The sequence below is a fragment of the Saliphagus infecundisoli genome, assembly GCF_020177375.1.
Taxonomy (GTDB): domain Archaea; phylum Halobacteriota; class Halobacteria; order Halobacteriales; family Natrialbaceae; genus Saliphagus; species Saliphagus infecundisoli.
Window position 1 is genome coordinate 18,487 of record NZ_JAIWHV010000006.1, and the last position, 12,457, is coordinate 30,943.

Genomic DNA, 12,457 nt, shown 5'->3' on the forward strand with positions numbered 1-12,457 from the left:
CCGGGTCGGGCGATCGAGGCACGAACAAGGAGCTTTTTGGTCGCTCGGTTCGACTCCCGTCCCATGAGCAACCCGCGGGGCGAGATCCCCCAGCGGACCGGGATGACCGAGAAGTGCGGCGTCGTCGGCATCTCCCTCGACGGCCGACCGGCGTCGCGCCCCCTCTATTACGGACTCTACGCGCTCCAGCACCGCGGCCAGGAGTCCGCGGGGATCGTCACCCACGACGGCTTCCAGCAACACAGCCACGTCTCGATGGGGCTGGTCGGCGACGCCTTCACCGAGGGCGACCTCGAGGACTTGAACGGGTCGGCGGGGATCGGCCACGTCCGCTACCCCACCGCGGGCAGCGTCGATTCGAGCTGTGCCCAGCCCTTCTCGGTGTCGTTCAAGAGCGGCTCGCTCGGCCTGAGCCACAACGGCAACCTCGTCAACGCCGCGGAGGTCCGCGAGGAACTCGCGGGGATCGGCCACGCCTTCACCAGCGACGGCGACACCGAGGTCATCGCCCACGACCTCGCGCGGAACCTGCTCGATGCCGACCTCGTCCGGGCGGTCAAGCGGACGATGGACCGGATCCACGGCTCGTACGCGCTCACGATCAGCCACGACGACACGATCATGGGCGTCCGAGACCCCCAGGGGAATCGCCCGCTCTGTATCGGCGAGCTGGAGGACGGCTACATCCTCGCCTCCGAGTCCGCCGCAATCGACACCCTCGATGGGGAACTGGTCCGTGACGTCCGCCCGGGCGAGCTCGTCGTCCTCGCCGAGGACGGTTCCGGCTTCGACTCCTACCAGCTCGTCGACCTCGACGACACCGCCCACTGCTTCTTCGAACACGTCTACTTCGCGCGCCCGGACTCCGTGATCGACGACAGCCTGGTCTACGAGGTACGGCGGAACCTCGGTCGCAAACTGTGGGCCGAAAGCGGTGTCGAGAGCGACGTCGTGATGCCCGTCCCCGACTCGGGACGGGCGTTCGCGTCGGGCTACGCCGACGCCGCAAGCGAGACGACTCCCGGCGGGGCCGACCGCCCGGAGGACGACGACGGCGTCGAGTTCGCCGAGGGGCTGATGAAAAACCGCTACGTCGGCCGGACGTTCATCATGCCGACCCAGGACGAACGCGAGCGCGCGGTCCGCCTGAAACTGAACCCAATCAAGTCCACCGTCGAGGGGAAATCGATCACCCTCATCGACGACTCGATCGTCCGCGGGACGACCTCGAACCAGCTCGTCTCCCTCCTTCGCGACAGCGGCGCCGCGGAGGTCCACATGCGCATCGGCGCGCCCCCGATCGTCGCCCCCTGCTACATGGGGATCGACATGGCGACCCGCGAGGAGCTGATCGCCGCCGACAAAACGGTCGAGGAGATCCGCGAGGAGATCGACGCCGACAGCCTCGCGTACCTCTCCACCGAGGCCGTCGCCGACGTCCTGGCGACCGATCGGACCGACCTCTGTATGGGCTGTGTCACCGGCGAGTACCCATACGACATCGCCGGCGAGGAGACCGACCGGCCCGTCAGCCGACCGACGATCGAGGCCGCGATGAGCGCCGACGACTGACTCTCCCGGCGTCCGACCTCCAGTAACCTGTCGGGCGGTGAAAACGTTTAATAGTCGAAGTGGAAACAGCCATCCATGGACAGGGCGTTAATCTATCACGTGTCCCTATCCGTCGTCGGGGGCCTCTTGGGACTAAACGGGCTCTCGGAGATTCTCGGCGGGGAAACATCCCTCGCCTCGCTACTGATGGCGATCGGCGGTTTCGGGATCGTTCTGGGCGTGATCTACGACCGGATCTCCACTGGCGACTCGTCCGAATCAGCTCCGGACGCACGAGTGGTCCGCTTGGCGCTTCTCGGGGCCGTACTCGCCGTCGCCGGCACTCTCCTCGAGACGATATAGCAACCGCCGGGCAGGCGGTTCGAATCTACGGCTTCGCGGGTTTGGTTCGCTACTCCGTGAGCCGAAGTTTTGGAGTCAGAAGTACCGAGACAGCCCGCCCTCGCCGTCGAACTCCCGGACCCGACGACACAGCGGGCGTGCCGCCGATCCGATCGGGTCGGGAAACCCCGCGAGGATCCGGAGCATCTCGGTCAGCTCGAGCGCCCGGAAGACGATGGCGGTGACGAAGAAGATCGCGAGCCCGACGGGCGGGACGACGGCCGCCGAGACCGGGACCGGGCCGACGAGGGGGACGGCGATCGACGCCGAGATCGCGTCGGCGAGCGAGAAGATGGGGACCGCCGCGACGACGGTGGTGGCGGCGATGCGGACGTACCGGGCGTCGGCAGCAGGGTCGAAGCCGACCTGCCGGGCGCTCCAGACGTGGAGGACGGCCATCGAGCCGTAGCCGATCGAGGTCGCGACCGCCGCTCCCTGGATCCCGTAGCGCGGGATGAGAACGGCGTTCAGCACGGCGTTCAACAGCGCCGCGACCCCGGTCGCGGCGATCGGGTACCGGAGTTCGCCTTTCCCCTGGCTGATCGCGAGGATCGGGCGCGCGAGCGCGAACCCGACCGCGCCGGGAAGCAAGAGGAGCAACGGAGCGATCACCGGCTCCGAGCCGGGGCCCCAGTAGACGGGTACGACGTCGTCGGCCAGCGCCGCCATGCCGACGGCCATCACTGCGGTCAGCAATAAGGTGTACCGGCTCGTCCGCGCCGCGATCCGGGAGACCTCTGCCTCTCGCCCCTGGGACCACAGCTCCGAGGTCGACTGGACGAACACCATCTGGAGGGTCACCGGCGCGAACCAGAGGAACTCGGCGAACACCAGCGCCGCCTTGTAGTGGTCGACCTGGCCCCCGGGGACGAGCGCCTGAAGCATCATCACGTCGATGTGGTATAGCGACATCACCAGGAAGACGAGCACGATCGACAGCGAGTTGAACGCCATCATCTCGCGTCTGGGGAGGCCGTCGTTCCCGAACCGGAAGACCCCGCGCAGCGACAGCCTCGAGTGCAAGAGCCCGAGCCCGAGGACGGCGGCCACGCCGGTCGCGATGATCTGGCCCGCGAGCGCGCCGACGACGCCGTAGCCGTAGTAGACCAGGGGGACGGCGACGACCACGAACGCGACGTTGTAGAGCACCTTCAACGGCTCGGAGTAGCGCTCGAGGCCCAGCCCCATGAGCGACTTCCGGGCGAGTTCCCAGTACTGGGAGGTGATCACCAACCCGACGACAACGTAGAGGTACGTCCGGAACTCGGGGCCCCAGAGCGCGTCGAAGACGCCGACGTAGGTGAGCAGCGCCAGCACCGTCGCGCCGAGGATCGCCAGAAGCGTCGCCAGTCGGACGTAGAAGCCGACGACCGACCGCTCCCAGCCGGACTCCTCGCGGGTCTCGGCGACGAACTTCCGGACGCCGTCGGAGATGGCCGTACTCACGAGGATCATGAAAAGCGAGTGGGCGGCCAGCACCGTCGCGTACGCGCCGTACTCGCCCTCGTCCATCCAGCGGTAGAGCAACGGCGAGGAGAGGATCCCGAGCACCGTCGTGATCGCCCGCCCGCTCGCGACCGAGAGGATCCCGCTCGTGAGGCTCCGTTTCACGGGGCCCACCCCGAATCGGGAGACGGACCGCCCGCCGGGACCTCAGGCGGGCACGGAGCGAACGGAGAGGGCGATCGGCACGTCCGGTACATCGAGAGCGATCATCGGTACGTCGCCCACCTATTATAGTTCGGCGATCCCACGAGAGGGTCGGAGGGCAGGGAGCGTGCTCGGCCGTCGGACAGGTCAGTGATGTACGGCAGTTCGGATCAGTAGACGTGATACAACATCGTGTAGACGACGACCCCCAGAGCGAAGGAGACGAGCCAGAGCGTCGCCGCGACCCGCCCGACAGCGGCGTGGCGGGTCGCCGGAAGCTCCGCCGCCGGGCGAGTCGCCGCCAGCAGAAGGACGTAGTACAGAAGCGGGATGCAGACCACGGCGAGCAGGATGTGGACGGCGAGCACGGGGAGATAGACGAACCGCTCGACGGCCGCCGGCCCCGGGAAGGAAGCGGGGCCCCCCAGCGCGACCAGCCGGTAGAGGTAGAGCCCGAGAAACGCCACGAACAGGAGAAAGGAGGCGACCATCGCCGCCCGGTGGCGGTCGATCCGGCCGGCCCTGATCGCCCGCCAGCCCGCGGCGATCGTCCCGATCGCCGTCAGGCTGATCGCCGCGTTGACGTGCGGGATCGCCTCGAGGACCCACGACGGTGCCCCCGGGACCGCCGACGGCGGGATCCGTCCGCCGGCGGCAGCGAAGACGACCGCGAGCGAGGCGACGCTCAACACCGCCGTCAGGAGCGGGACCCGGGATCGGACGACTGCCATACCGGATCTTGGCGCCCCGGGAGAAAGGGATTGCTCTCTCGACCTGCCCCCCGACGTCGGAGTACCGGTCGGTATAAGCCCCGCCGGACGGAAGCCGGACGACATGAGGAAACGGGCGACCGACGCTCTCGTCGCCGGGGTGCTCGCGGCCGGGCTCGCGGTCCTCGCCGGAATCCGGGCGAGATCGCTGACGACGTTCGCCCACCGCGGGTTCGCGGCCGACGCCCCCGAGAACACCGTCCCGGCGGTTCGCGGGGCCGCCGACCGCGCCGACGGGGTCGAGATTGACGTCCGTCGGTGCGCCTCCGGCGAACTCGTCTGCGTCCACGACGCCGACGTCGAGCGCTTCACCGGCGACCCAACCCCCGTCGGCGAGACGGAGTGGACCGCCCTCCGGGAGATCGAGGTCGGCGACGGGGCGACGGTCCCCCGTCTCGAGGACGTCCTCGATGCCGTTCCCGACGACGTGCTCCTCAACGTCGAACTCAAGGAACGCGGGCTCGCGGCCGACGCCCTCGCGGCCGTCGCCGGCCGAGAGCGGGTCCTGCTCTCCGCGTTCGATCCCGAAGTTCTCGAGGAGGTCCGGGCCGCCGACGGCGGCGATGAGGTCGCACTCGCGTACGTCACCCGCTCGTCGCGGGGGACCTGTTCGGTTGCCGATCGCTTCGACTGCGTCGCCGTCCACCCCCGTGCCGACCTCCCGTTTCGGTCGGCGATCGTCCCGCGGGCCCACCGGCGGGGGCTCGCGGTCAACGCCTGGACGGTCGACTCCCGGCTCGAGATGCTCGCACTCGCGCTCGTCGGGGTCGACGGCGTCTTCGCTGACTCGGCGCGCTGTCTGGGCCGGTCCCGGCGGTAATCGGGCCGAACGGAAGCTACATGCAAGCGGGGGCGGGAACGCCACTCGTGCACGCAGGCGAGCGGTCGGGTGGCGAGCGGCTGATCGGGGGATACTCCGGACGGTTGCTGATCGGGCTCTCGACGGGCTACCTCGCGATCCAGCTCGGCCGGAACGTCCTCTCGCCGCTGCTTCCGGCGATCGTCGAGGACCTGGCGATTTCGTCGTTCGAGGCAGGAGTCGCCATCTCCGTGCTCTCGGCGGCGTACGCGCTGTGTATGTACCCCGGCGGACGGCTCTCGGACCAGCTCACCCGCAAGACCGTCCTGGTCGCCGCCGCTCTCGTCGCCGCCGCCGGTTTCGGGGTCCTCTCGGTCGCCGGCTCATACCCCGCCCTCCTCGGGGGCGCCGCGACGGCCGGCCTCGGCGCCGGTCTCTACTGGATCGCGCTGCGTGGCCTGCTCGCCGACCTCTTCGTCGACCGACGCGGCCAGGCGTTCGGGGTCCAGGACGCCCTGGGGTTCGTCGGGCCCATCGTCGCCGCCGGCGGCGCCGTCGCCGTCCTCTCGATCGGGGGGTGGCGCCTCGCGTTCCCCCCGCTCGTCGCCTTCCTGGTGGCGTCGGCGACGTTCGCCCATCGCCGGATCGACGAACCCTACGAACTCGCCCGCGTCGGGTTCGATCTCCTGGCAACCGGCTGGCGCGTCTTCGGCGACCGCCAGGTCCGGTGGCTCGTCGTCGGCTACACCTGTGGCATCTTCGCGATGCAGGCCGTGATCGGTTTCCTTCCGCTCTTCTTGCAGGCCGAACGCGGCCTGCCCTCCGCGTACGCAAGCGCCGGCTTCGCCGTCCTCTTTCTCGGCGCCGTGATAACGATGCCGACGGCGGGCTACCTCGGCGACCGCCTCTCCCACGTCCCCGTCGCCGTCGGCGGGCTCTGTCTGAGCATCGCCGGTCTCCTCGGGTTCGTCCTCGGCCCCTCGCTCCCGGTCATCGCCCTCGGAATCCTCTCGTTCGGGCTCGGCATCTGGGCGTTCCCGCCAGTGATCCAGGCCCACCTCATGACCCGCTTTCCCGACGAGAGCATGGGCGGGGATTTCGGCGCGTTCAAGACCATCTACGCGGGCGTCGGGAGTCTCGGCCCCGCCTACGTCGGCTTCGCGGCCGGCGTCGTCGGCTACACCCCCGCGTTCCTCGGGCTGATCGCACTGCTCGTCGCCGCGATCGTCGTCTTCCTGTGGGTCTGAGCCGGCGGTGGACGAAAAGTAGGGCCGGATTCGAACCACGCGAAGACGTGGTCGCTTCGCTGTGCACGTCTTCTCTACTTCGAATCCGGTCGTACGATTCGCGACGCTCGCGGATTTGCTCGCGTCGAGAGAATGCGTGGGACCGGATTCGAACCGGCGGACCCCTACGGGACAGCGCCCTCAACGCTGCGCCGTTGGCCTGGCTTGGCTACCCACGCGCGGCAAGACTGCATTCCCGAGTAGACGGAGTTGTTTGATATGGGTTTCGCTTTGGCCCCCGCGAGCGGTGTATTCAAATGCGGTAGCCCCCAACGTCCCCTATGGCGAAATACTCGACGGGCACCTCGTCGGGCGGCGGTGGCGACAGCTGCGAGCTCTGTGGCGCCGAGAGCGGCTCGCTCCGGACGGCGACCGTCGCCGGCGCCGAACTCGAGGTCTGTCCCGACTGTGCGCCCCACGGCGAGGGCGGTTCGGGCAGGCGGTCGGGCTCGGGCGGCGCGGGCGGCGGCCAGAGCCACGGCGGCAGTCAGGACAGCGAGGCCGAGCGGCGCAAACGCGCCGCCCGGAACACCGCGAAGGCGAACCCGATCTGGGACGGCGACTCCGAACACTGGGAGCGTGAGGGAACCAACTACGACGACGACCAGCTTCCGTACCTGGTCTCGGACTACGGCGAGGTCGTCGTCGAGGCCCGCCGGGACGCGGGCTACCAGCGCGGCGAACTCGCCGACGAGCTCGAGGTCCCCGAATCCGACCTGCTCGCGATCGAACAGGGCCGGGCGACCCAGGCCGGCGTCGGCGGCGGCCTCGTCCGGGAGCTAGAGGAGGTCCTCGAGGTCGAACTCGCGGAGTGATCCCGCGGACCGGCCGGAAGCGACACGTTGACGGCGACGGCGCCGCCGAACCTCGTATGGACCTGCTCGTCTACGGCTCCTACGGCTACACCGGCCGGCTGATCGCCCACCGGCTCGTCCGACGTGGACGGGAGCCGACGCTCGCGGGCCGAAACCGCGACCGCCTCGAGGACCAGGCCGACGCCCTCGGTCTCGAGAGTCGAGCCTTCTCGCTCGACGGGCCGACCGAAGGGATTGTAGAGTACCTCGAGGGGTTCGACGCGGTCCTCAACTGTGCCGGCCCGTTCGTCGATACCTGCGGGCCGCTCGTCGAGGCCTGTCTCGAGGCCGGAACCGACTACCTCGACATCACCGGCGAGTTCCGGGTGTTCGAGGACCTCATCGAGAACGACGACCGCGCGCGTGAGGCGGGGATCGCTCTCCTTCCGGGCGCCGGCTTCGACATCGTCCCCTCGGACTGTCTCGCGGCCTTCCTCGCCGACCAGTTGGGATCGGTCGAGGAGCTTACCATCGGGATCGCCGGCGGAGCCTCGATATCGGCTGGGACCGCCAGAACGATCCTCCGGATGGCGGGCGAGGGCGCGGTCGTCCGCCGGGAGGGTCGGCTGCGGCGGGTTCCGGCGGCCGACGACGTCCGCGAGATCGAGTTCGGGCGGGGTTACGGCACCCGGAGCGCCGTCACCGTGCCGTGGGCCGACGTCGTCTCGGCGCCCCGCTCGACCGGCGCCGAGGACGTCACGGCCTACGCCGCCGTTCCCTCGCCCGCAATCGGGCTCATGCGTCGGATGGAGCGGCTCGCTCCACTGGTCGGCAGCCGGCCTGCCAGGTGGCTCGGCGACCGACTGATCGACGCTGCGATCTCGGGCCCGAGCGCGCGCGAACGTGCTACCGGCTCGGCGGTCGTCTGGGCCGAGGCGACCGACGGCGACGACGTGGCGCGGGGACGCGTCGAGACCTCCGAACCGTACGGATTTACGGCACAGGCCGCGACGGCCATCGCCGAACGGGTCGTCGCGGGCGAGGTCGATCCAGGCTATCAGACGCCGGCGACCGCCCTGGGTCCCGATCTGGTCCTCGAGTTCCCCGGCGTCGATCGGGAACTGCTCGTGGCACCCGGAGAGGTGCCATGAACGTCGACCGGGCCGGCGCGTTCTACCTCGTCGGGGTCGCGCTCAACGCGGTCGCGTTCGTCTTCGCGCTGGCCGACGGCGAACCCCTGTTCGCGCTCGCCTTTGGCCTCGTGATGGTTTACCTCGGGATCCGCTATCGGATGCACGCCAGCGGCGGTCAGTAACAAGCCGTCTCGACGCGCTCGTCGTACAGTCGGGCGAGCAACTCGGTGACGGGGCCGACCTCGCGGTCGATGCCGTCGACGGTCCGAACCGGCCGAACCTCCCAGGTCGTGTTCGTGAGGAAGACCTCCTCGGCCTCCCGGATCGCCGCGGGCTCGTAGTACCCCTCCTCGATCGGGATCTCGGCCTCCTCGGCGAGTTCCATCACCACCCGCCGCGTGATTCCCGGGAGCACCGGACCGTCGGTCGTCGGCGTCCGTACTCCCTCCCCGGTGACGAAGAAGACGTTGCTCGTCGCGCCCTCGGCGACGTACCCTTCACCGTCGCGAACCAGGGCCTCGTCGGCGTCGTGGAGTTCCCGGCGGGCGAGGATCCCGTTCAGGTAGTTGTGGGTCTTCGCGCCCGCCGGGATCGCCTCGTCGGGAACCCGTCGAGTTCGGACCGTCTCGAGGGCGGCGGGGCCGTCATCGGCCCAGATCGCCTCCCCGGAGAGCCCGCCCCGCGGGAGCGGCTTGGCGACGACGACGACCGTCGGATCGACCGCGGGACCGGGGGTCAGCTTCCCTGGCTGGACCCCGCGAGTGATCGAGAGCCGGACGTAGGCGTCGAGCAGGTCGTTCGCCGCGAGCGTCTCGTCGATCCGCTCTCGAAGGTCCCCACGGGAAAGGCCGTGATCCAGCCCGATCGCCTCGCAGGTGGCCTCGAGGCGGTCGACGTGGGCCGCCCACTCGAAGACCGCGCCGCCGTAGGCCCGCATCGTCTCGAACGCACCGTCGCCGTACCGAAACCCCCGGTCCTCGACGGAGACCGTCGCCTCGCTTCGGGGCCGGAGTTCGCCGTCGACGTGATAGAGTCGCTCGGCCATACCGTCGCTTCGGCTCGCGGGTATTTAGGGACTGGACGTCGGGTCGGGGACACCGTTTCCGCTCGGGCGGCTCGCCGTCGCTCGCCACCGTTCGCTGAAAAACCTGCACCAAAAAACCGCCTTACCGCTCGATGACTTCGATCTCGTGGCCGTCCTGGTCCTTCGTGAAGGCGTAGTTGTAATCACACGACTCGGGATCGCGGTAGTCCTCGCTCTCGCGGGTCATCAGCGTCTCCCAGTCCTCCTCCAAGTCGTCGACGCGGACCGCGACGTGGCCCCAGGCGTCCCCGAGGTCGTAGCTGCGCCCGTCGTAGTTGTAGGTGAGTTCGAGGTCCATCTCCTCGCGGGAGGCATCCTCGGGAGCCATGAAGTAGTTCGCGAAGGAGTCGGCCTCCCAGCGGCCGGTCTCCTCGTACTCGAGGGTCCGGGTCCAGTAGCCCAGCGCCTCGGTCGCGTCCTCGACTCTGATCATCGTGTGGTCCAGCGACCAGCGCTCGCCGTAGTCGCGTTCGACGATCTCGATCTCGTGGCCGTCGGGGTCTTTGACGAACGCGTAGCCGGGGTTGTCCTCGGGCCGGCGGTAGTCCTCGACGCCGTTGTCCATCAGCTCGTAGTAGGCGTCCTCGACGTCCTCGACCCGAACCGCGATGTGGCCCCAGCCGTCGCCCATCTCGTACGTTCGGTCGTCGTGGTTGTAGGTCAGCTCGAGGGTCGCGCCGTCGTCGGGCTTGTCCTTGGGGCCGAGGTGGACGTTCGTGAACGTGTCGGCGTCCCAGCGGCCGTGTTCGACGTAGCCGAAGTTCTCTTGATAGAAGTCGAGCGATTCCTCCAAGTCCTCGACGCGCATCATCACGTGGTCGAGCGTCGCGTGCATGGAAGGTCATGTGCGACCCCGAGCCAAAAGCGTAGCGGAGGCGGCGACCGCCGGACACCCACCAGTGCCGTGGCCGGCAGTGATGGTCAACGGGCGATCGGGGCCCGGGTACGCGGACCCCGTTTCGCCCATCAGAACCTATTTCCGTCCATTCCGACCTTGATTACTCGATGCGGCAGGTGCTCTGGTGGCTGATCGGCGGTTCCCGCGGCGGGAAAAACCGCCTCCGGATCGTCCGAACGCTCGGCGATCGGCCGATGAACACCAATCAGCTCTCGGAGGAACTCGATCTGAACTACAAGACCGTCCAGCACCATCTCGAAGTGCTCGAGGAAAACGACGTCGTCGACACCCAGGGCGGCAACTACGGTCGGATGTACTTCCTGACCGATCGAATGCAACGCAACGTCGACGTTCTAGAGGAGATAGCCGCCCAAGCCGACATCGAGACCACCACCAATGACACGTGAACGCTCCGCGCTCGTAAAGACGGGTATCGTGGCCGCCGTCGCGGCGGTCGCCGGATACGCTGCCACGCTCACGCTCGGGCGGACGCCGCCGTTTCCGTTCGGGCCCCCGGAGTTGCTGGTGGCGCTCGTCCGGATCCAGCTGTTCGTCACGACGTTCAACCTGATCGTCCTCGTCCTCCTGATCCGGTCGTACGTCTCGCTGTACCGGGGCCTTCCGAACAAATACACGCGGAGCATGCTCGTGTTGAGCGTCGCCTTGCTGCTCTACGCGCTGACGTCGAACCCCTACGTCGCGGCGCTTTTCGGCTTCTCGCCGGGGGTCGACCTCGGGCCGTTCCTGTTCATCCCGCACGTGTTCGTCGGCGTGGGAATCGTCGTCCTGTTCTACCAGAGCCAGACGTGAGCCCAAGTGGAGCGACCCGGGCTCGCTACCGGGAGGCCGTCGCCGGCCGCTCGGGTCGTACCCCGAGAGTAACCGATACCGTCCGTCGCTCGCCGTCGCGACGCACCGCCAACTCGACGGTCTCCTCGGGCGACGCCTCGAGGGCGAGATACGACGAGAGCTCCTGGCCGTCGTCGATCGTCCGGCCCGCGACGCCGACGACGACGTCGCCCTGCCGGAGGGCATCCGCGGACGGCCCGTCCGGTTCGACTCGGGCGACCGCTACGCCGCGTGGCCCGTCGAGGCCGGCCTGGGAGGCGATCTCGGGGGTCACCGTCCGGAACCCGATTCCCAGGTACGGGTGGTCGTAGCTCCCGTCCTCGACGAGCGCCGGGACGACCCGGTCGACGAGGGCCGCCGAGATGGCGAACGCGAGGTTCTCGCCGCCGCCGGAGTTGATCACGCCGACGACCTCACCGTCCGTGGTGACGAGGGGCCCGCCGGAGTTGCCGGGGTTGACCGGCGCGCCGGTCTGGATCCCGTCGGGGATCGTGTAGCCGTTCGGCGCCGGAATAGACCGGTTGACGCCGCTTACGAGTCCCGAGGTGACCGAGCCCTCGAGCCCATAGGGGTTCCCGATCGCGAGGACTTCCGTCCCGACTGCGGGCTGGCTCTCGACCAGCGAAAGCGCCTCCGCGTAGTCGGGTTTCTCGTCGACCTCGATCACGGCGAGATCGCTCGAGGCGTCGGTCCCGACGACCGACCCGTCGCGCCACTCGCCCTCGGCGAAGCGCACCTGGACGTCCGTCGCGTCGGTGACGACGTGTGCGTTGGTGACGACGTAGCCGTCGCGGTACACCCAGCCCGATCCCTGGCCACCGCCCGAGCCCTGACTGCCCGCGGAGCCGCCCCCGACCCGAACGAGGACGACCGACCCGATCACGTCGTCGTAGACCGCCGCGTATCCCCCCGTCGAGCCGGCGGCCGACGGAGCGGAGTCGTTGCCGGATTCGTCGGTTTCGTTTTCGGAGTCACCGTCGGTTCCGTTCGCGGTCACCGATCCGATGTTCTCCGCGCTACAGCCGGCGAGCGCCGACGCGAGCGTAACGCCCGCAGCGGAGAGAACGGCGCGGCGACTCGGTTGGTTCGGTGTCATTGCATCTAATCGAAGCGCCGCAGACCGGAAAACCGTTGGCCGAACTCCGATACAACTCCGGGACAACTCGGGGACAACTGAGGCACAATTTCGTCACGAATCCGGTGCCCCCGCCCGCGTCGAACGGCTCGCCGGCCGCCTCCCC

The 12,457-nt window shown here is 68.9% G+C and carries 14 protein-coding genes and 1 tRNA gene; 9 read left to right on the plus strand and 6 right to left on the minus strand.

All coding sequences use genetic code 11. The features are described from left to right. Positions 1 to 102 precede the first annotated feature (102 nt). On the plus strand, positions 103 to 1,572 hold the full coding sequence (gene purF / locus LCF40_RS10025) for an amidophosphoribosyltransferase (protein WP_224828475.1): 1,470 nt from the start codon (positions 103 to 105) through the stop codon (positions 1,570 to 1,572). Between the two features lie 75 nt (positions 1,573 to 1,647). After that, positions 1,648 to 1,914 (plus strand): hypothetical protein, encoded by a 267-nt coding sequence (locus LCF40_RS10030; protein WP_114576176.1) that lies wholly within the window; start codon positions 1,648 to 1,650, stop codon positions 1,912 to 1,914. Between the two features lie 75 nt (positions 1,915 to 1,989). Here LCF40_RS10030 and LCF40_RS23410 read toward each other — a convergent pair whose 3' ends face one another. Next, positions 1,990 to 3,564 carry an oligosaccharide flippase family protein gene (locus tag LCF40_RS23410; protein ID WP_114576325.1) on the minus strand — a complete coding sequence of 525 codons (1,575 nt, stop codon included), beginning with the start codon at positions 3,562 to 3,564 and terminating at the stop codon, positions 1,990 to 1,992. A gap of 209 nt (positions 3,565 to 3,773) precedes the next feature. Next, positions 3,774 to 4,334 carry a DUF420 domain-containing protein gene (locus LCF40_RS10040; protein ID WP_224828364.1) on the minus strand — a complete coding sequence of 187 codons (561 nt, stop codon included), beginning with the start codon at positions 4,332 to 4,334 and terminating at the stop codon, positions 3,774 to 3,776. Between the two features lie 103 nt (positions 4,335 to 4,437). Between LCF40_RS10040 and LCF40_RS10045 the strand changes: the two genes are divergently transcribed. Further along, positions 4,438 to 5,193, plus strand: a complete 756-nt coding sequence (locus LCF40_RS10045) for a glycerophosphodiester phosphodiesterase (RefSeq protein ID WP_224828365.1) — start codon at positions 4,438 to 4,440, stop codon at positions 5,191 to 5,193. A 47-nt stretch (positions 5,194 to 5,240) separates the two neighbouring features. Next, positions 5,241 to 6,419, plus strand: coding sequence for an MFS transporter (locus LCF40_RS10050; protein WP_224828366.1), 1,179 nt, complete (start codon positions 5,241 to 5,243; stop codon positions 6,417 to 6,419). A gap of 133 nt (positions 6,420 to 6,552) precedes the next feature. Here LCF40_RS10050 and LCF40_RS10055 read toward each other — a convergent pair. Further along, positions 6,553 to 6,637, minus strand: a tRNA-Leu gene (locus LCF40_RS10055). A 102-nt stretch (positions 6,638 to 6,739) separates the two neighbouring features. Here LCF40_RS10055 and LCF40_RS10060 point away from each other — a divergent pair. From LCF40_RS10060 to LCF40_RS10070, 3 genes are read left to right on the plus strand one after another with little or no spacing between them, the layout of a single operon-like run. Beyond that, positions 6,740 to 7,273, plus strand: a complete 534-nt coding sequence (locus LCF40_RS10060; protein ID WP_114576172.1) for a helix-turn-helix domain-containing protein — start codon at positions 6,740 to 6,742, stop codon at positions 7,271 to 7,273. A 56-nt stretch (positions 7,274 to 7,329) separates the two neighbouring features. Next, positions 7,330 to 8,403: a saccharopine dehydrogenase family protein gene (locus LCF40_RS10065; RefSeq protein WP_224828367.1), complete on the plus strand. Its 1,074-nt coding sequence runs from the start codon at positions 7,330 to 7,332 to the stop codon at positions 8,401 to 8,403. Further along, positions 8,400 to 8,567: a hypothetical protein gene (locus LCF40_RS10070; protein ID WP_198667830.1), complete on the plus strand. Its 168-nt coding sequence runs from the start codon at positions 8,400 to 8,402 to the stop codon at positions 8,565 to 8,567. The genes LCF40_RS10065 and LCF40_RS10070 overlap by 4 nt, the downstream gene beginning before the upstream one ends. Here the strand turns inward: LCF40_RS10070 and LCF40_RS10075 are convergent. Continuing rightward, positions 8,561 to 9,430, minus strand: coding sequence for an aminotransferase class IV (locus tag LCF40_RS10075; protein ID WP_114576171.1), 870 nt, complete (start codon positions 9,428 to 9,430; stop codon positions 8,561 to 8,563). The genes LCF40_RS10070 and LCF40_RS10075 overlap by 7 nt on opposite strands. Positions 9,431 to 9,551: 121 nt before the next feature. Beyond that, entirely contained in the window at positions 9,552 to 10,304 is a 753-nt protein-coding gene (locus LCF40_RS10080) for a VOC family protein (RefSeq protein WP_114576170.1), read from the minus strand. 170 nt (positions 10,305 to 10,474) lie between these two features. On the opposite strand from LCF40_RS10080, the gene LCF40_RS10085 reads away from it, so the two are divergent. Together LCF40_RS10085 and LCF40_RS10090 are read left to right on the plus strand one after the other, a co-directional pair. After that, positions 10,475 to 10,774, plus strand: a complete 300-nt coding sequence (locus tag LCF40_RS10085) for an ArsR/SmtB family transcription factor (protein ID WP_114576169.1) — start codon at positions 10,475 to 10,477, stop codon at positions 10,772 to 10,774. Then, positions 10,764 to 11,177: a DUF8036 family membrane protein gene (locus tag LCF40_RS10090; RefSeq protein ID WP_224828368.1), complete on the plus strand. Its 414-nt coding sequence runs from the start codon at positions 10,764 to 10,766 to the stop codon at positions 11,175 to 11,177. The genes LCF40_RS10085 and LCF40_RS10090 overlap by 11 nt, the downstream gene beginning before the upstream one ends. 25 nt (positions 11,178 to 11,202) lie before the next feature. Here the strand turns inward: LCF40_RS10090 and LCF40_RS10095 are convergent, their stop codons facing one another. After that, complete coding sequence (locus tag LCF40_RS10095; RefSeq protein ID WP_224828369.1) at positions 11,203 to 12,312, minus strand: S1C family serine protease; 1,110 nt, start codon at positions 12,310 to 12,312, stop codon at positions 11,203 to 11,205. Positions 12,313 to 12,457 lie beyond the last annotated feature (145 nt).